19 protein-coding genes are annotated in these 19,894 nt (G+C 33.8%); 9 read left to right on the top strand and 10 right to left on the bottom strand.

The features are described from left to right. Positions 1-147 precede the first annotated feature (147 nt). The gene (locus MKY29_RS14220) at positions 148-369 is read right to left on the bottom strand and encodes a helix-turn-helix domain-containing protein (RefSeq protein ID WP_340880116.1); all 222 of its coding nucleotides are present in this window, start codon (positions 367-369) and stop codon (positions 148-150) included. Positions 370-629: 260 nt separating this feature from the next. On the opposite strand from MKY29_RS14220, the gene MKY29_RS14225 reads away from it, so the two are divergent. The 4 genes from MKY29_RS14225 (at position 630) to MKY29_RS14240 (ending at position 3,315) form a co-directional block, all read left to right on the top strand. Next, positions 630-1,928 (top strand): FtsK/SpoIIIE domain-containing protein, encoded by a 1,299-nt coding sequence (locus MKY29_RS14225; protein ID WP_340880117.1) that lies wholly within the window; start codon positions 630-632, stop codon positions 1,926-1,928. Continuing rightward, positions 1,915-2,460, top strand: a complete 546-nt coding sequence (locus MKY29_RS14230) for a replication-relaxation family protein (RefSeq protein WP_340880118.1) — start codon at positions 1,915-1,917, stop codon at positions 2,458-2,460. The genes MKY29_RS14225 and MKY29_RS14230 overlap by 14 nt, the downstream gene beginning before the upstream one ends. Before the next feature lie 15 nt (positions 2,461-2,475). Further along, positions 2,476-3,018, top strand: coding sequence for a hypothetical protein (locus MKY29_RS14235; protein ID WP_340880119.1), 543 nt, complete (start codon positions 2,476-2,478; stop codon positions 3,016-3,018). 126 nt (positions 3,019-3,144) lie between these two features. After that, positions 3,145-3,315 (top strand): hypothetical protein, encoded by a 171-nt coding sequence (locus MKY29_RS14240; RefSeq protein WP_340880120.1) that lies wholly within the window; start codon positions 3,145-3,147, stop codon positions 3,313-3,315. 540 nt (positions 3,316-3,855) lie between these two features. On the opposite strand, the gene MKY29_RS14245 is transcribed toward MKY29_RS14240, so the two are convergent. Together MKY29_RS14245 and MKY29_RS14250 are read right to left on the bottom strand one after the other, a co-directional pair. Beyond that, positions 3,856-6,375 (bottom strand): DEAD/DEAH box helicase, encoded by a 2,520-nt coding sequence (locus MKY29_RS14245; protein WP_340880121.1) that lies wholly within the window; start codon positions 6,373-6,375, stop codon positions 3,856-3,858. A gap of 967 nt (positions 6,376-7,342) precedes the next feature. After that, positions 7,343-8,131, bottom strand: coding sequence for a hypothetical protein (locus tag MKY29_RS14250; RefSeq protein WP_340880122.1), 789 nt, complete (start codon positions 8,129-8,131; stop codon positions 7,343-7,345). Positions 8,132-8,505: 374 nt separating this feature from the next. Here MKY29_RS14250 and MKY29_RS14255 point away from each other — a divergent pair, with 374 nt between their 5' ends. The 4 genes from MKY29_RS14255 to MKY29_RS14270 all read left to right on the top strand — a co-directional run bounded on the left by MKY29_RS14255 (position 8,506) and on the right by MKY29_RS14270 (position 12,369). After that, positions 8,506-8,691, top strand: coding sequence for an SOS response-associated peptidase family protein (locus MKY29_RS14255; RefSeq protein WP_340880123.1), 186 nt, complete (start codon positions 8,506-8,508; stop codon positions 8,689-8,691). A 148-nt stretch (positions 8,692-8,839) separates the two neighbouring features. Further along, a complete protein-coding gene (locus MKY29_RS14260) occupies positions 8,840-9,961 on the top strand; it encodes a tyrosine-type recombinase/integrase (protein ID WP_340880124.1) in 1,122 nt (373 codons plus the stop codon). Then, on the top strand, positions 9,945-11,981 hold the full coding sequence (locus MKY29_RS14265) for a tyrosine-type recombinase/integrase (protein ID WP_340880125.1): 2,037 nt from the start codon (positions 9,945-9,947) through the stop codon (positions 11,979-11,981). Before MKY29_RS14260 ends, MKY29_RS14265 begins: the two co-directional genes overlap by 17 nt. Further along, positions 11,968-12,369, top strand: a complete 402-nt coding sequence (locus tag MKY29_RS14270; RefSeq protein ID WP_340880126.1) for a DUF6262 family protein — start codon at positions 11,968-11,970, stop codon at positions 12,367-12,369. Before MKY29_RS14265 ends, MKY29_RS14270 begins: the two co-directional genes overlap by 14 nt. Before the next feature lie 195 nt (positions 12,370-12,564). Here the strand turns inward: MKY29_RS14270 and MKY29_RS14275 are convergent, their stop codons facing one another. The 7 genes from MKY29_RS14275 to MKY29_RS14305 all read right to left on the bottom strand — a co-directional run bounded on the left by MKY29_RS14275 (position 12,565) and on the right by MKY29_RS14305 (position 19,072). Beyond that, positions 12,565-12,975 carry a hypothetical protein gene (locus MKY29_RS14275; RefSeq protein ID WP_340880127.1) on the bottom strand — a complete coding sequence of 137 codons (411 nt, stop codon included), beginning with the start codon at positions 12,973-12,975 and terminating at the stop codon, positions 12,565-12,567. Positions 12,976-13,566: 591 nt separating this feature from the next. After that, the gene (locus MKY29_RS14280; protein WP_340880128.1) at positions 13,567-13,743 is read right to left on the bottom strand and encodes a hypothetical protein; all 177 of its coding nucleotides are present in this window, start codon (positions 13,741-13,743) and stop codon (positions 13,567-13,569) included. Positions 13,744-14,517: 774 nt separating this feature from the next. Continuing rightward, positions 14,518-14,820, bottom strand: a complete 303-nt coding sequence (locus MKY29_RS14285) for a hypothetical protein (protein ID WP_340880129.1) — start codon at positions 14,818-14,820, stop codon at positions 14,518-14,520. A 620-nt stretch (positions 14,821-15,440) separates the two neighbouring features. Beyond that, positions 15,441-15,701, bottom strand: coding sequence for a hypothetical protein (locus tag MKY29_RS14290; protein WP_340770134.1), 261 nt, complete (start codon positions 15,699-15,701; stop codon positions 15,441-15,443). A gap of 745 nt (positions 15,702-16,446) precedes the next feature. Next, complete coding sequence (locus MKY29_RS14295) at positions 16,447-17,028, bottom strand: hypothetical protein (RefSeq protein WP_340880130.1); 582 nt, start codon at positions 17,026-17,028, stop codon at positions 16,447-16,449. Positions 17,029-17,263: 235 nt separating this feature from the next. Further along, positions 17,264-18,394, bottom strand: a complete 1,131-nt coding sequence (locus tag MKY29_RS14300; RefSeq protein WP_340770125.1) for a serine hydrolase domain-containing protein — start codon at positions 18,392-18,394, stop codon at positions 17,264-17,266. 255 nt (positions 18,395-18,649) lie between these two features. Continuing rightward, positions 18,650-19,072 carry an HIT family protein gene (locus MKY29_RS14305; protein ID WP_445677876.1) on the bottom strand — a complete coding sequence of 141 codons (423 nt, stop codon included), beginning with the start codon at positions 19,070-19,072 and terminating at the stop codon, positions 18,650-18,652. A gap of 240 nt (positions 19,073-19,312) precedes the next feature. Here MKY29_RS14305 and MKY29_RS14310 point away from each other — a divergent pair, with 240 nt between their 5' ends. Further along, complete coding sequence (locus tag MKY29_RS14310) at positions 19,313-19,786, top strand: hypothetical protein (RefSeq protein ID WP_340880131.1); 474 nt, start codon at positions 19,313-19,315, stop codon at positions 19,784-19,786. Positions 19,787-19,894 lie beyond the last annotated feature (108 nt).

Genomic DNA, 19,894 nt, shown 5'->3' on the forward strand with positions numbered 1-19,894 from the left:
CAATAATAATTCTCTCTTTTTATTAAAATTCCTTCAAAAACCCTCAATTCCATGTTTTTTTGACAAATGATCTAATATGTAAAAATCATAGCCTTTCCACAATTTATGTGGTTGAGCTTTTTACTTTCTCTAACAAATGGCCATGCATTATTTACTTTCAATTTTAAAATCAATTATCTCACGTATATCCTTTACCTCAAAAACATCCGCAATTTTGCAAATCGCTTCCTTTGATATTCTCTCCTGTTTGTTGTTTACCATATCAGAGATAGCTCGTGTGGATAGCCCAGTTAATTTAGATAGTTCTTGATAAGTCATTTTGTGATCTAATAACAATCGTTGTAATTTAATTTCTATTTCACGAACCACATACATACCCTCCGTCGTTACAATGAATGTAAAAATATTTTGAAGGACAAGATATATTTTTACAACTATTGTAATATGATGCAACTAGATAGCTTTCCTGATTGAATTCATTTTTAATCTCTACCCCATTCATTCTACTTGGAAATAGCAAATCCCTTTAATATCTAACATTTGGTAACAATTTTTATTTTCCCGATTAGTGCAACTCTTACTACGTAAGAGAACCCCGTGGCGATTTCAATTCAAGGAGGAGATGTAAAATGATATTTGAAATTCTGACTACAACTTTTATGGGTGGAATTGCTTTAAAAGCCTTCGTTAAAAAGCAAGGATTCTCGACTAATGAAAGCGGAAAATTACAGCGAATTATCTCGCTGAGCGGATTAAATGTAAAGGATGGTAAAGATACGCTTACAACTCAATTAATTCGAAAGAAACAGCATGATTGGGGCTGGGAATACAAATATCGCATTCCTCTTGGACGTAGCTTCAATGAATATTTAAACATAATAGATGTTTTACAAGATGGGATAAATAATAGAAGAAAACGAATTAAATTTGCTGATTTAAAGAAGCTATATTTTGACAAAAATATCATTCTGCAACTGCAAGAACTGTGGAAGAAAAAGCTAACAGAAACGAAAGAAATTGAACTTGATTACGATGGCTTGTTAATTATTCGTGTATATGACAATCCACTGCCTACTGAAGTACCTTTTATTATCGGTGAAGGTTGGAAGTTTCCTGTTGGTATTACTCGTAAGCAGAATGAATTTAAATATCATGACTTTGAAAAAATCCCTCATTTAGTTTTAGGTGGCGCTACAAGGTACGGTAAAAGCAACGCAATAAACGTTATAATTAACAGCTTGCTATTAAGTGAACCTGAGAACGTCCATTTCTTTCATATTGACTTAAAGGGCGGAATTGAGCTTTGTGATTATGAAAAAATAAAACAAACTATTTCTTTTGCATACGAGCCAGAAGAAGCGTTAAAGACTTTAGAAAATGCTTATCACCAAATGAGAGAAATACAAAGGAAAGTAAGGTTTTTAGGTAAGAAAAACGTGCAAGAAGCAAATATTAAGGAACGTTACTTTGTAATTGTGGATGAAGTTGGGGAATTAAATCCGCTTGAAGCAGTTACTTTAGAAGAAAAGAAATTGAAGCGACAATGCCAAACTTACATGTCACAAATTGCCCGTTTAGGTGCTGGATTAGGGTTTAGATTAATTGTAGCAACTCAATACCCGACTGGTGACGTTATACCGCGACAAGTTAAACAGAATTCCGATGCAAAGCTATCCTTTAGAGTACAATCGGCAACAGCTTCAAGAGTTGTATTAGATGAAATAGGGGCCGAAAGCCTTCCACAGATTAGAGGTAGAGCTATCTATCAGACAGCAGATAAACGTGAAGTTCTACAAACTCCATTAATTACACCCGAAATCATTCACTCTACTATCCTTCCACACATTCAGAAGAAGGAGGTAAATCGTGATAGTGAAACAGTTGAGTCAACGAGAGGAACAGATACTGTTACTTTTGAAGAAATTTGACTTCATGACACGTGATCAACTCAATCAATACTTTAAATTAGGCACGGTTCGTAACACTAATTATGTTTTACGAAACTTATCGGAGCACCTTATGAGCATTCGTAAAGGATATCAAACTATTTATTATTTATCTAAAATTGGTCGTGACTGTGTGGATTGTGACAAGATACGAAAAAAAGGAAATCATGTGCAGCATACTATTATGAGGAATCAGTTTTGGTTGTTTTATAAATGTCCGAGAGATTGGAAAAACGAGATCAAAATTTCGAATGGAAAAGCTTCAGTTGTCGCTGATGCAGTTTTCACTAGAAATGGATTTTATCACTTTTTAGAAGTCGACAATTTGCAAACGATGAAAGAGAATCGCACTAAAATAATCCGTTACAAAGATCTTTTAGGAAGCCTTGTGAAACAATATGGATATCATCCAACACTTGTATGGATAACTACGACAGAACACCGTAGGAAGCAATTAGAAAAGGCTTGTGAGAGTTTAAAGGTGAAAGTCTATACTATTGACGACATTAAATAAGAGGAGGAAAAAAACGTGTTTAATAAGAAGACTAAAACTGAGGTAGTTCCGGAATCTGAGTATACAGATTTTAGTCACCGTGTTCCTGGCGATGCTTATGCAACAAATAAAGCGGTTATATGTGCTTCATTAGTTCCAACAACGGCAGCCATCGGACTTTCAATATACTCTCTAAACACCCAAGAAACTTATACTTCCACATCTATCCCCGTAAATTCACCAGTAACTACACCAATTATTGAACCAGTCAATTTACTCGCCCAATCCTCAACTTTTCCCGTTAACTTAACATCCAAACCTGATATGATTCCTACTGGATTTATCGCCGATACTTCACTTGAAATGTTAGCAAACGTACTAGATCCATTAGTTCAAATAATGGTAGCAATTAGTTTTCCAATAGCAAGTGTCATTATGATTGGCGGCTGTTTCTTCTTCATGATAGGTAACTCCGAAAAGGCGTGGCAAACTATCATGAATGCAGGCTTAGGATATGTTTTAATTCAGTTATCGCCGTTATTTCTAAACATTCTTCGTGAAGTCGGAGAAGCAGTTTAAGTAAAAACAAGTATCTCATAAAATTTAACAAAAAATATTAGGATTTTGAACATCATTAAAGTTGTTTTTGTTCACATTGCATTTATTTGTATAGCTTTTCAACGAAACTAAATGGAGGGAAATAGTATGGAAACTGAAAAAGACACCACTACTCATATTTCTGCCAAGCTAAATCCGGAGTTTGATCGCGAGTTAATAGAACAAATCAACTCGATTCCGAAGCGTGAGAGATCCTTTACGTATCGAGAAGCTTTGAAAAAATACTTTAAGGATAAAAAGAATGAAGAATTAAAATGACGATAAATTGAGCAGAATCCCCAAAATAGAGGGCCCTAAAGAAGGTCAGTAGGTGGGCTTATGGAGGCTTATGCTGTTTCTAGTGATGTGAATTCACCGAAGAATAATCACAAGGGAATATTGAACTCTCTATAAATATTAACGACCACCACATTTAGGGTGGTCGATTATATTTTTATAAGTATTGAACACTTCATGTTTATTAACGCCTCACACCGTACTCATCCCTCGTGTGACAGACCATTAGTAGATACCCCCATACCCCACAGAATTTAGGTTATTCACAACGGCACTACAAGGGTTATCCAATGTATTCGCAGATGCAATGGAAAAGTATCGCATGCTTTGGGCAACGTTAAGGGTATTTGAAAAATTTTTCTATATTAGGTGATACATACTTTCACTGCGGTGAATTTAAAGAAGATGGCCAACTGGACTTGACTTTGCGAGGTCCACAAATGGCCTAACTGACTACCTGGTAGAGGTCTACTAATCACAATAAAGATGTTATTTTAACACACATAAGTAACATTTTTATGTTTATCTATAAATTCTTGGTTCCTCCAAATAATTATTGATCAAATCTTCAACAGACAATTGATGTGTATTAAGATGTGTTTGTATCTGTTCTTCAGAAAGACTATTAAAATCAGAGGTTTTGAATTCTGAGTAAAAATCTCTTACTTTATTAACTAACTTCCTTAAATTAGGCTCCCTCATTATTTTTACTTCTTCTGTAAATCCTGCAGCTCTACTAACTGTTTTTGTAGGTATAATTAAAACCCTATTTACTTTCACATCACCGTAATTCTTTTTAAACCATGCTGAAGCATTATTCATTTGACCTGTTTCTTCTTTATTTATTTCTTTTCTAGATATATCGACTTGGTTTTTACATTCAACTAAAAAATATTCATTACTTCCAAGTAACCATAAGTTATCCGGACCTTCCTTCCATTCCTTGTCAGGACGTTCAGTTAGAAATCCTAAGTACTTCCCCAAATCATTAAACGCATATTCAAAGTCATCAGCTTTTACGCTCAATCTTAATTTATCTAATGTACTATTTAAATCAATTTGAAGTTCTTCATAATCATTATAGTTTTCTAATTTTTGTTTAATACTTTCTATTCTCTTCCAACTTATCTTTGATATCTTAGAAAACTCCATTCCATTTTTCGGCTTTAAAAGATATCTGTTATTTTTATGCGCAATAACTTGTAATTTATTTGATTCAGTTTTAGAAAATGGGTACATAAATTTCGCCATTTCTTGTAAGTACCATCCTTTTTCTTCAGAATCTTTAATATACTTATCAATTAATTCCTGAATTATTAAGGTTGATTTTTTATAGTTTCCTAACATATATTCTTTAATTGCCTCTTTTTCCATTGAAAAAATATGAAGAATATCTATCTTTGAATCATTTGTACTAATTGTATTCATTTTTTGAGTGTAGAATTCTTTCCAATCTTGGTCTCGATCAATTGATTGATTAATTAATCCATTAAAAGAAGTAACAGGATTAGCACCATTTTTAATATCTTCCTTTGCATATTCTACTATTTCTAATCCTAGTTCAATTTGCATCCTTGTTTGAGCTGAAAAATATTCCCTTGTCTTCTTTGAACGTATAAGTTTGATTAATTCAGTTCCGATTAAAACAATCGCAGAGTAGTCCTTTTCTCCCCTTACGCTTCTTCCGAGTCCCTGTTCGATTTTTTGTGCTTTGTTTATCAAAGTAATATCACTATTACTTCTACAATTCTCGATGTATTTATCATAAAGCGAGTCAAAGTGTGGTGCTGAGTCAAGAATTAATACTCTACAAGTGTGATCGGGTAAATCTATACCATCGTACCTATTTGCAATTACAAGTGTATTTTCATATTCCTTATTTTTAAGTTTCTCTACTTCTTTAAATATGTTTTTTTTATCAGCTATTATTGAGTGATATTTTCCCCAGTCTTTAGTCCATTTGAAGCCGGGTGTAAGAGCAACTACTCCGTATTTTCTTTTCTTCATAGGGACAGCCATCATAGCAACCACTTCGCTTCGATTTAGAGAAGGATCTATTAAGCTTGGTATGAGCATCATTTTCTCTCCCGACCACTTCTCTTCATCAATACAAAGTGGGTTCTGAATTGTTTCAGCATTTAGTCCCAATCCTTTAATTAAAAATGAATCATCACTCACAGTTGCTGACATAAATATTCGTTGATCTGAGTATACGTAAGAGCCAAACAGATTTAATGGAATTGAATAAGGTATTATTTCAAGCTTATTCCCAGAGATATAGCAATCACAGTCTCTAAGAATATCTTTAATTATTTGCCAAGCAAATTTCACTTCATTTAATGAAGTATATTTAGATAATATTTTTGCTACATCATTATGCTTTTCCTGCCAATCCCAATAAGGAACAGTTAAGAATGCATCATATTCTTGTCTTAAAATATCAGCATATGTACCAACTCCTTGCTTTTCGATTTCTGGACCGAAAAGTTCAAGGATTTCCTGGTAAGGAGCACTACCTTGTTTTAATTCAATTTTGCAAGCTTCCTTTATCGCGTCAATACATGCGTGTGCATCATCCATTAGAAAGGTAGAAACTTCTGTATATTTTCTGCCTATTCCAAATTTTGATAGACCATTAAACATGGCTTGGACACTTGTAATTAGAATTGCCTTTTCATCAATAAAATCATCAGGAATTTCACCATTGTATTTCGAATAATTGAAACCGAAACTCTCTGCTTGTATACAGGTTTGTTCTACTAAATAATTATTTGGACATAAATAAATGGCAGGTCCAGTGCCTTTATTAAGTCGAGACTGTAACATTAATAAGCCAGTTAACGTCTTTCCCTGACCTGTATGTAGTTTTAAAATTAAATCTTTTTCATCAAAACGGTCATTATACCATTTTTCTAAAATTTCTCTTTGTACTGGACGGAGAGGACCCTTGTCAGATGCTCTGTCCAAAGAATCATAGATTTCCAAAGGATTTACTTTTTTCTTAATTGCTACTGAGCCTAATTTTTTTCCGAAATTAACCACTTAACTTCCCCTCCCATTTCATAAAGGACCTTAACCTTTATATTTATAGTACAATTTGGTAAATAATAAGTCCATAGTAACATTAAAATCCACCTACCTAATTAGTGGGTGGATTCAATATTATTGAATAATCATTTTGGACAAAAAGGACCACAAGGGGGAGCTTTTATGAAATCATCTCAAATCAATCGTTGTGCTCGGTCACGTTTTTCAATACTATCATACCGTCAATGTCACCAATTCCTTGTTCCCAAAGAGAAATCCTAAGGCTTCTATGAAATAGGCACTTTCTTATGAATTCCCAATCGGATTTCTTGTACTCTGATTTATTCTTAGATAATATAGTTTTGCAAATTTCAATATCATACTGAAGAGATACTAATTCAGTATTTGTCAATTCGTGGTAGACTTCACCATCAGGTATGGGTTACTTTCTTAAATGCCTTTATAAGAACTTTGTTAATTTTTTCGTCTATTACTACTGGCTCAAAGGTTTCCAAAGGTAATCCCCCATCTATTGTTGATATTAAAAGTTCTTTCACTACATCTTCGTAGAAAATAATAGATTATCATCAGCTAATTCCTTGTTGGATATTATTGTTAATACGACTAGTTATCGTTATTCACTAATTAATACGTGGTATTAAGTCTGCAAACCTTCCCGACAGTAATCACGCTCAAATTGCGCATAGCTTCCTAGAATGTTGAAGATCAACTGATTCAGGCTTGTGCTAACCTTACCTGCTCCAAACGTAATATTGTCCCCGCAGAAAAACCTACACTTACACCTTTTCGTTCAATTCTTAACAATTTTACCAATAAAATATTCCCGCCACGATTTACCTTCTCTCCAAAGTCCTATTGGTACATTTTATTTATTTTCTAGTGCTCTTTTGTCAAACACTTTTTAATTCCACTTCCAGCATATAAAATCTTCCTATACCATTGCAATGGCTATTTCAAACTGTTAAGGAATAAAACCATTTACATACTTTTTAAATTGAGAATAATAAGCTGTTTCATCAATTCTGTTGAGACTAATGAAATTATCAATCATACCATCTTTATTGCCATTTTTATCATCATCGTAAGGAGTCATAGATGTTTCCGACATCACTAAACCTAATCTACTTAGCTTTTTAGAAGATACTAAAATCGTATGAGCAAAAACATTCGTATCATTTACTAGTTCTGTCTTTACTTTCTCTATATCACGCTGCCTTTTTTCAAAATCGACTCCACAATTAAAAGATCCTTCTCTGGTTAATTCATATAATAATAACAACTTTAAATCGTTTTCGTTCAATTCCTTTATTATATCAAGACAAAATTGCTTGCCTGCTTGATAACTTGGATGATCTACACTTCCAATTATCACTACAAAATGTGCAGCAAGTTTTCTTAACCATTTTCCTTTTGCATTTACCGCCTCTTTAATGATTTCCTCTACAACTGAATACATCTCAATCGGAAAGTCCAAATTTGTAAAGTGTTGTAGTTCTTGAATTTGACGTTGTTCCATTGCACTTTTCAAATCACCAACGAATACTTCTATTTTTTCTATATCTTTTTTTGTAATCTTCTCATTTTCAACTCTGTTAAATGAGTTATATACACATGCCAACGCTGGAAGAGCAAGTGAAAGCACTGTTTGTAAATCTGTCGGTAAGACTTCGATTAAACTTGTTATATCAGTAGGTATCCCAGTCGTAATTACATCAGATGTAATATTCTTAAGCTCATTTTTACTCTTCACTTTTCAGTCCAACTCCAATTTATTTTACTTTTATCTAAAATTGATTAACCCCCACATCAACTAATTCTATAAGTAAGCGTTTAATCCTTCCTGGCATATTTAAGGTGTCTTTTTGAAACTACTTTTATGGTACAATTTAGGAACTAATAAATCTATAGCAATATTAAAACACTTACAACCTATTACCTTAGGTAGATGGGTAAATTTGAGTCAATATTATATTTGTTTATCTTTCTGCTAAGACAAACCATATGAATTCCGATAACAATCATCACAACTAACACAGCAGTATATATAAAATATTTAAACGTATCATTACCACAATTGGAGTCACTAATTTATACTATTGAAAAAGAACAAAGTAGGTGATAGTTGTGAGTGGAAGATATACGCTTTTTACAGATTTTGAATCACTGATAGACCGATTTGATATTGAATATTCTATGGAAGAGGACCTATTCATGCCGAGCTATAATATCGCCCCTTCACAAAAAGTAGTATCTATTATTAATGACGGGAAAAAGAATCGGTTAGGAAAATTAAGGTGGGGGTTAATATAAATACACTATAATAAGAGATAGTATATAACGTTTATGACGATATAATACTATCTCTTTTATTTACGATAAATAAAGTATAACAATATGTAATTTTTAAAGTATTTATAGTATTCAACGATAAAATCTAATCATAGATAAGGAGAAGACTATGGAAGTTCAGCAACTAGTTATAATGGTTCAAGATGATATAGAAAAGAAAAGATATATTTTGATTGATGATAATGGGGACCTGGTTATACCTGTAATCAAATATCTAAAATATCTTGATAATATTGGGAGGGCTGAAAAAACAATAAAAACATATTGTTACCACTTGAAACACTATTTTGAATTTCTTGAGCAATATAACAAGAACTATCAAGAAGTTACAATTGACTTATTAAGTAAATTTATTGGATGGCTACGGCAGCCTATTCAATCTCGAAAAATAGTCTTATATAAAGAACCGGATAAGAAAAATCGTAACCCAGCAACAATTAATGCCATTTTAAATACCGTATTTACTTTCTATGATTATCAGGTTCGACTTGAGAAATTAGATGGGAATATAACAGAAAATATATTCAGACGAATTCCAGGTAGATTTAAAAGTTTCAAACCTTTTCTTGAACATATATCTTCTGATATGCCTATTAAAAAAAACGTCCTTAAATTAACTGTTCCTAAAAGAAAGATAAAAACACTGAGTATTGAACAAATAAATCTAATTATTGATACAACAACAAATTTAAGAGACAAGCTACTACTAAGTATTTTATACGATGCTGGTTTAAGAATTGAAGAAGCACTAACACTGTGGATAGAAGACTTTAATATATCTAAAAACTCTATAACTGTTCGTAAATCAAAAACCAGTACAGGTGAAGGAAGAATTGTATTTGTCACTTCTGAAACAATGAATTTGTTTCAAGATTATCTTTTCTATATTCACGACGCTAATGGATTTGATACTAATTATGTATTTGTAAAATTAAGCGGTAAAAATAAAGGACTTCCACTTGATTATAGTGCAACTAAGGCTTTTATCGAACGAATGATAAGAAAGCTAAATATAAAATTTACTCCCCATATGTTTAGACACTCCTTTGCAACAGAGCTACATGAAAGCGGTGTTGATATAGCTGTAATTCAAAAGTTATTAGGACATGCTCATGTTCAAACGACAATTCAAACTTACTTACATCCTACTGAGAAAACTATCAGAAAAGAGTATGAGAAGGCACAACTGAATCGGAAATCAAAGGAGAAGGAAGATGACTCTAAATTCTAATAAACTACAAATACAACCAAGTAACATCAAAATAAAAGCAATAAATGAATTCTTTAATATTAATGATCATTATTGGAGTCAAGATGTATGGAGAAGTGACAATTTGCCAGAGGGAATAGATAGAATTAATGAGAAAAATAGAACGATTAACTTTGAGGTTTTTTTAGAAACCTCTTTAAAAAATGAAATCAAATTTTACCTTGCAAACCGTGTGATAAACAAATCATTTGCCACATCTAGTGTTTTTTCGGGTATTAGACATTCAGTTAGTAGATTATCAAAATTTATTCAAGAAAAATACCCAACGTTAAAATCATTTATTGATATCCCTAAAGAAAGTTTTATTTTAAACTACCGAACATATCTTATCAATTCGACCAACTTAAAAGTTTATTATCCCAGTAAAAATGACTCAAATGGAAAATACTATATAAGAAATAGTTATCTATTTACTGTATATAATAATTTATATGATTTTTACTTAGACTATTACGATGATAGAGATGAATTTGAAAGAGATATTTGGAGAGCTGAAAGATTAAATATTGACTATGTGAAAACTAATTCTTCGACTAAACTAGACTTTACATGTATTCCTATTGTCTATAGACCCCTAGTGAAGCGATATATATGGCTTAGGGTGGTAAATCAACAGAGCTTAAGCTTTTCATGGGCTGTAGCCTATCTCGTTCGTTTTCTCAACGTGTTTTTTGACTTTATTTTACGAGAATACCCACATTGGAAAGACTTAAAAGAATTGAATAGAAAGGATATTGAAAAGTTTTTAAAACATTTAAGTACTTTAAAAGAAAAAAACTATTCTGGTAAAATTATAAGTAATAAAACTAAAATTCATACAATTACTACTCTATCAAGATTCTTGGAGGACATTCAATTATATGAATGGGACGAAGCCCCTGAGAGGAATGTAAATCGGCTAATCTTCTTAGAGGACAAACCAAAGAACAAAAAGAGTTTACCTCAGGATATCAAATATGTTCCGGATAATATATGGGAGCAAATAATGGAGAATATCGATGGATTAGATAAAGAATATTCTTTTATATTATTGATACTTGAAGCCTCTGGATTTAGAATAAGTGATGTCCTTGGATTAAAGATAGATTGTTTATTTAAGGATAATGATCAAAAATGGTGGCTAATCGGAGATCAAAGAAAAGTAAAATATAAAGATCATAAGGTTCCCATTTCTGATGATATAGCTAGGATAATTAATATACAAATAGCCATAACAAAAGAAAAATCAAACTCACAAAATAATCCGGATAACTTCTTATTTGTTAGAATTTCTGGCATACGTAAAGGGAAACCAGTACCTTCCCAAGCTGTTCAGAATGTTATAAACAAATTCATGAAGAAGTATAGCATTACAGAAAAAGATGGTAAAATTCATAGATTTAAAGCGCATAGCCTAAGACATAGGTATGGAGTAAATCTAATAAATAATGGAATGAATTTGGTTCATGTCCAAAAACTAATGGCCCACGCTTCTCCAGAAATGACGTTAGTTTATGCTCAAATTCATGATAATACATTACGAGATCAATACTTTAAAGCTAAGAATCTCGGAGCTGTTAGGTTAGATACACAAGGGAAAATTATCAAAGCAGATTTTGTATTACAGGCAGAAGAAAATGGTTTAGAGCTTGAATGGATACGCCATAACTTTGATTCTATAAGAATGGATCATGGAATATGTGTAAAGAGTCCAAAAGTAAATTGTGACTTTCTAGAACAGACTTTAGAGCCACCGTGTATAGCAAATAATTGTAGAAGTTTCCATGTTGACCGAACTTTTAGTGATTACTATAAGGTCCAAATAGAGAAGTTAGAAAATGATATAGAAATCTATAATAGAACGGGTAAAGAACGTTCCCTTCAATTTGCTGTAAATAAGCGAGACCATTATAAAAAAATACTAAAAGGTATTGAACAAAATGGTGGTATATTTGGTACGTCAAAAGAGATTCGTGAATATAACAAAAATGAAAGTAAGTGAACATATGGCTAATAAAGAACCCAATACGCAGCCCCTTATAAAACACTCTAAACTGAAAACTGAAAGAACAGTAAAAAAAGTAGATGTTGCTTTAAAAGTCATGATAAAAAATCAAATGTTGATTAATTTTAATACGGTTTCTAATGAAGCTAATGTATCCAAAGCATTTTTATATAGAAATCAAAATTTACGCCTTAGAATCGAATCTCTACGAGACCAACAGGTTGGACTATCCACCGCAAAAAAAGTAAAAAGAAACATGACTGATTCATCTAAAGATGTGCTTATTGAATCGTTAAGAAAACGTATTGAGAAAACCGAAAAAGAAAATGCTATATTGAAAAAAAGACTTCAAAAATTTTTAATAGATGTTTATGAGGAAATTTAATCTACAAAATTGTATAGACATTAAGTCATTTAATTTTCTTCAAATAAGATCCTTACTACATTCTATTATGAAGTAAGGATCCCTAAAAGTTTTCACTTCAAAACCGGCTAATAACTTTGTTTAATTCGGATCCCGAATCTTTAAGTAAAGCACCCGTTTTAGTTGAACAATCCTTACATTGTATAAGTATCGCTTTCACCAAGATAAATCGTCAATATGACCGACCTGAATTTTAAATGCCTTCAGGTTCATATTTAATTTTATTATCATATCTTGATAAATCTTCTTTACTCCAACTTTTTTTTGTTCCGTAACCACTTCGTTATCTGGAATTACAATAATAAGCCTAATATCATTTTTGGAATTAATCATTCCTACCGTTTGATAGCTATATCCCACTTTTCTCAATTCTTCTCCGACTTGGTCAAAGAAGCCTCCCTCTTTTTGAAGCGATTCGATAAAGTACTCTAATTCTATTTGTTCTTCTTCGGATAATTGCGAAATATGGACATTATCTTCTTTTTCTTTCTCCTGAGTATAAATAAAAATAGCTATTATCAATAAGAGAGAACCAAAGACAACTGCACTAAGCTTTCCTTTTTTCACACAACATCTCCTTTATTAAGGATATGAGTATATAAATGGGGAAATAACCGATTAACGACTTCCACTAAAATAAGCCTGAATACAAAAACTTTAGAATCGATTCCTTCTTAAACTAACCTGCGTACTTTAGTTCAATAAGAAAATGGCTTTACTCCTTCTTGAAGTAAACGCACCCGTTAGCCACCCATGCAGCAAAAAACGCTGCACCACAGAGGATGAAAATTGGATCAGAACGGGTATAGATTAGTATGGCTGGCGAAGAAGGTCGATGAACTAAGGTGCCTTAGAGCCCTTCCGTTAGTCTGACTCCAACGACCACGGTGCATCACAGACTGTCGCACTCTATACGAGTAGCACTCATGGGAGATTAATCCTACTCTGGTTATTGCACCAGCCTGCCCTTATTCTAAGATGAATGGAGTTGGTTCCTGATTTACCCTTTAACTCCATATAAACGTTCTGAAGGCTCAGCCTTTTTTTAAAAAAGCTTTTTCTGAGTCTCTTTTGTTATGCAATTTTATAGATTTTAAGCACTTTTAATTTTCATGGGAGTTGAATAGGTTACACATAATTTAACACTAATAAATACAGCTATTTCTTTTTTAATAACTGAACGTTATAAATCAGAAGTAATACTCCAATAAATAAAATTCCAGAATAAAACTGATTATTATAGTCAAAAAATAGTTTGTAAATAACTACTAAGATTAAAATAACCCCTATATAACCTAATAAGTTAGTTAATATATTTCTATATTTCTCTCCCATTTTAACAACTCCTTTTAGTTCTTCACTTCAACTAGACTGCTTCGTTAGTTCAAAAAGAAAAAAGGCTTTACTCCTTCTTGAAGTAGTCGAGTAGAAGGGAACCTCTCTACCTAACGGTAGATTGTGTTCCACCCCCCTCACAGAACCGTGCTTGCGCTATTTACGCACACGGCTCCTCCAAATCATCCTTCACAAAATGGTGATTCTGCTATCCTCAATAGTTTAGTTTACATTTATTATTTCTACCGCTGTGTGTAGTAAATGTGTCCCTAGTGAGAGTGATCATTTGGTAGCAGCCTTTCCTCCATCGGCATTACCCAACTTCATTGGTACTACGCTGCTATCCGACTCCCTACAACGGCATTTGGTTTCCTCGCTTATTATCGCTTGTACACCATACTCTTCTGTAATAAGAAAAGACCGGTAGGGCCTCCCGAGTTGCCGTATCATATCCATGTGTGACGTGCCAAGGTCTCTGACTCCAGAGAGGTTTTATCCTTCTTGCCTTTAACGATGGATAAAATATAGCTTTCTGCCGTGCTTAAAGCATCAGCCCTCTCGATTTACTAACATTATGGAGCTCAATCCCTTCAACCATTTGGCTTTCGGCCCGCCACCTAACTGTCTACGCTTAAAGGCGAATGTTACCATTAGCCCTCCAAGACTCGCTACGAGTGAATGGCTAGTTCTTTCTCGACGGGAATCCCACCCGCTATATGATACGACCTAGGCTCGGCCGCACAAGCACCCGTTAGTTGAATAAGGAAAAAAATCTTATATACTTCCCATTACTGAATAAATAAATAATAATGCCAAAGCAGTTCCCATCACATATTTGGAAATCTGTTTAAGTCTATCACTTTCATATGTCTTGGTTAACAAGTAAAAAAATCCGACTACCCAGATACCATCTAAAAAAAATTTAGAAATTATATTTCTAAACATATTGAAATAGAAAAATGAATCCATTAATATTCCTCCCATACCTAATGATAATTTATCGCATTTAACTGAACTACTTGTTGAACTAGTCGAGTAGAAGGGAACCTCTCTACCTAACGGTAGATTGTGTTCCACCCCCCCTCACAGAACCGTGCTTGCGCTATTTACGCACACGGCTCCTCCAAATCATCCTTCACAAAATGGTGATTCTGCTATCCTCAATAGTTTAGTTTACATTTATTATTTCTACCGCTGTGTGTAGTAAATGTGTCCCTAGTGAGAGTGATCATTTGGTAGCAGCCTTTCCTCCATCGGCATTACCCAACTTCATTGGTACTACGCTGCTATCCGACTCCCTACAACGGCATTTGGTTTCCTCGCTTATTATCGCTTGTACACCATACTCTTCTGTAATAAGAAAAGACCGGTAGGGCCTCCCGAGTTGCCGTATCATATCCATGTGTGACGTGCCAAGGTCTCTGACTCCAGAGAGGTTTTATCCTTCTTGCCTTTAACGATGGATAAAATATAGCTTTCTGCCGTGCTTAAAGCATCAGCCCTCTCGATTTACTAACATTATGGAGCTCAATCCCTTCAACCATTTGGCTTTCGGCCCGCCACCTAACTGTCTACGCTTAAAGGCGAATGTTACCATTAGCCCTCCAAGACTCGCTACGAGTGAATGGCTAGTTCTTTCTCGACGGGAATCCCACCCGCTATATGATACGACCTAGGCTCGGCCGCACAAGCACCCGTTAGTTGAATAAGAAGATGTAAATTATAAACAGTAAGGAAATCGCTATGATAGATTTAATCCATAATACTTTTTTACTTATACCAGCTTTCCCTTCAAGATAATTTAAGTAAATCATTGTTAAAGGAAAACCTAACAATGCATATGAAGAATCCCCACCGACGGTTTCAACATATTTATATAATCCTACTACAATAATGAGAAGTCCTAGAGTACCAATGGACATATTAAAATATAAAGTGCCTCTATCGTTTTCTTCCAATTTTTCTCCCCCCAGTTTTCTATCTCTATTTCTCCTTCTTGAAGTAGTCGAGTAGAAGGGAACCTCTCTACCTTACGGTAGATTGTGTTCCACCCCCCTCACAGAACCGTGCTTGCGCTATTTACGCACACGGCTCCTCCAAATCATCCTTCACAAAATGGTGATTCTGCTATCCTCAATAGTTTAGTTTACATTTATTATTTCTACCGCTGTGTGTAGTAAATGTGTCCCTAGTGAGAGTGATCATTTGGTAGCAGCCTTTCCTCCATCGGCATTACCCAACTTCATTGGTACTACGCTGCTATCCGACTCCCTACAACGGCATTTGGTTTCCTCGCTTATTATCGCTTGTACACCATACTCTTCTGTAATAAGAAAAGACCGGTAGGGCCTCCCGAGTTGCCGTATCATATCCATGTGTGACGTGCCAAGGTCTCTGACTCCAGAGAGGTTTTATCCTTCTTGCCTTTAACGATGGATAAAATATAGCTTTCTGCCGTGCTTAAAGCATCAGCCCTCTCGATTTACTAACATTATGGAGCTCAATCCCTTCAACCATTTGGCTTTCGGCCCGCCACCTAACTGTCTACGCTTAAAGGCGAATGTTACCATTAGCCCTCCAAGACTCGCTACGAGTGAATGGCTAGTTCTTTCTCGACGGGAATCCCACCCGCTATATGATACGACCTAGGCTCGGCCGCACAAGCACCCGTTAGTTGAATAAAGTTATAAAAGTAAGCATTTATTACCTCTCCCAATTATGCATATATAAATTTGAAAGTTTAACTTCTATAATGGAATCCTTTTCAATATCAACTTCTACCTCTTTATCATGTGGAAACAAATAAAATGCAAATGAATCTCCATCCTTATAATTTAAACCAGATGAACCAGAAGAATAAATTTTAAAAGTACTCCCTTGATATGTTGCTGTTGCGTCAACCTGATTATCATATGTAAAACCATTTTCAACTCTTTCATGTTCATTACCAGATACTAATGTTGCACCTCTTAAACTATAAGTCCCACTAGACCTAAAGCTAACTTCGTAATCTGAATTACCATTGACTAATACTTTTTCTACGTAAATTTGGTTCTCCCCATCATCATAAAGCACTTTCCCCTCATTACTTTCAAAATCACTCAAATCAAGCTTTAGAGAATACTCTCCGTCTACGGGATATGAATGAAGTTGATAACCTTCAACATCGTCTGCAATAACACTAATTCCGTTTATCCAAAGGTTCAGCAATCCACTAATCCAAAGTGTAAATACAATTGTTCCTACACTAATTATTAACACTTTAATAAAATGTGTTTTTTTCATTAAACCCCCGCTTTTGTGCAATAATTTACATATATTAACTTATTCAACACAATCAATAAAAAACCTTCTTATTCAACTAAACTGCGGCGTTAGTTCAATAAGAAAAAATGCTTTACTCCTTCTTGAAGTAAAGCACCCGTTAGTGGAATAAGAATCAGCTTTTCTTAGCTGGTTTAATCGAAAGAAAACGGTCATTATTTGTATTCAGTCGAGTATAAATTTTTACATTCTTATGTTAGGAATCAATGAATACGTCTATAACCTTGTCACAAATATCATGATGAGCGGTCCCGTCAAAATTGAGTAAGACAACCACCCCCAAGTTAAGTTCAGGAACCATTGTCATCAGAGACCTTACAGCCATTTGACCGCCTCCATGTTCTACAACTTTGAACCCTCTATACACGTCAGTAAACCATGCAAGTCCGTAGCTTCTGACTTCACTTCCGAACCGCCATTCCTCACTGACAGGATGAATAGGATTCTGCATTTCCTCGATTAAATCTGTACGTAAAATATTCGGCTCTTTATTTAAGTGAAATGCTAAATATTTTCCTAAATCATTTGCCGATGAATACAAATAACCAATTGGAGCTGAAATTGAATTTTTTGGAAAAGGTGTTTCTATTTTATTTTCGCCCAAGTAATATCTTGCACTATTTAAATCTCCTTCAACTGCATCTGAATCGCTAGTTGTCCGTTCCATATTTAAGGGAGTAAGGGTTTCATTTCTAAGATAGTTTTCCCAATTGGAACCTGTCACTTTTTCGAACAAATCTGCCAATATCACATACGAATCTGTACAATAATTCCATCCCTCTCCCACTGGATACTCCAATTCAACTTTTTGGAACCATTTCGTTACATCTTCTCTGCTTTGTACACTTCTAATCTCATCATCTGTTAGATTGTAATAGTCTAATGCTTCTTGAAACTCAGTAGGTGTTTCAGAAAAAATTTCTCTTACATTCGGAGCTATCATATTTGCAATCCCTAAATTAGACGGAAAACCAGCCGTATGAGATAAGAGATGCCGTATCGTGATTGTATCACTTTGTTGTTTATTTTTGGTTCTGAAGTATGGCAAATATTTAACAACTGTATCATCCAATGAAATCAGGTTCTTTTCAACAAGTTGCATTATTGAAAGTGCCATAAAATTCTTTGAAATACTTTGAATGCTCATTAATGTATCTCCATCAATTGGTTGGCTTAAAGGCTGAATCTGTGAGTATCCAAAACCTCTAGAGTAAATAATGTCTGAGTCTTTTACAATTGTGACGCTCAACCCAACTCCCTGATGGTCATTTAAAATTTCATTGATATAATCAGTTATCTGGTTGAACTTTTCGTTTAAATGCCTCATGTTAACCCCCATTATTAATTTACTTAATTATGCTTGAAATAATTTTATTATTGTTATTGCTTTTCAACTACCTGCTTATTTACTTTAATACGGTTGACACTAATAGAGGTTCCAATTTATAGAGAATTTTGCACTTAAGATTATTTAACCCTAATTTTCTTATTCAACTAAACTGCTGCTTTAGTTCAATAAGAAAAAAAGGCTTTACTCCTTCTTGAAGTAAAGCACCCGTTAGTGGAATAAGCAATTAATTCTCTAAATACTGTTTATCGCATTGATTATTTTCCTTTTGGTTTTAGATAACCCCACTTCATCTACTACAACTTGTTCAAATTCCTCGGAATAAAAGTTCGCAAAATTTTGTCCTTCATATCTCGGAACAACGTGCATATGAAAGTGAGTTAACTCATCAAAACTACCTCCATTTTGACAAATAGTAATACCATCAGGATTAAACAATTCCTTAATTACCTTTGAAAGAAGCTTTGCAGCTTTCATTATTGAATTGGAAGTGTTTTCATCAAGTTCATCAAAATACCTTACATGTTTTTTAGGTAATATTAAGATATGCCCTTCGTTATATGGTTCATGGTCCAAGAAGCAAATAACATAGTCATCCTCCCACACTACATTAACTGGTTCCTGTTTATTTGCTAAATTACAGCCGAAACATTCCACTTTAAAACACTTCCTTTCGTTTCTTTTTCTCTTGTGTTGTTTAACTAAACTGTGGCATTAGTTCAATAAGAAAAAGCTACCCTTATAGGCAGCAACTTTTAACTAAAGCACCCGTTAGTTGAAGAAGGAATCAAGCCCTTCATCTTCCCATCACGATACATAGCATAGCAAAATTTATTATCATAAATATCAAAAACTAGGGAATTATATGATTATCTTATTAAATCGGAGGTAATCACATTGAAAATAATACTACTGACAGTAGTCTTCTTATCTAATTTTCTTTTCCTGTCATTGGCACCATCCGAGACTTCATCCCAAAGAACGGCAGCTTCTGAAACCTCTTCTCCTAAGTTAGAGTACCCAGATAATCAAAGTAAATCTTTTATTGAAGAAGATAAATTTTATAACGAATTAGATAAAAATATTTACGAAGAGTATAAAAATGCTGCATTTAGTATGAGAAAAAAAATCTCCTTTAATGAAGTACCAGATGCCGAACTAACATTTAAATTAAAAACCCAACTCGGTGGAGAAAAAATGAATCCTACAAACTGGCTTCATATTCATCCCAATCGACAAGTATATTTTATGGCATCTTTTCACCAAAATGAAAAAGAAGAATGGCACAAATTTGTAGTAATAGATGCCGAAACCAAAAAGGTGCTTCTTGGTGGAAATCATTATCATCTATATGATAATCCTTACAAATAAACATACTAAACCATCGTAGAAATATGGTGGTTTTTTATATTGTTTCTATTCAAAAATCTACTGTCTCTTATTCAACTAAACTGCTTCGTTAGTTTAAGTGTAACATTT

It is taken from the genome of Psychrobacillus sp. FSL K6-2365 (assembly GCF_038003165.1).
Classification (GTDB): Bacteria; Bacillota; Bacilli; order Bacillales_A; family Planococcaceae; genus Psychrobacillus; species Psychrobacillus psychrodurans.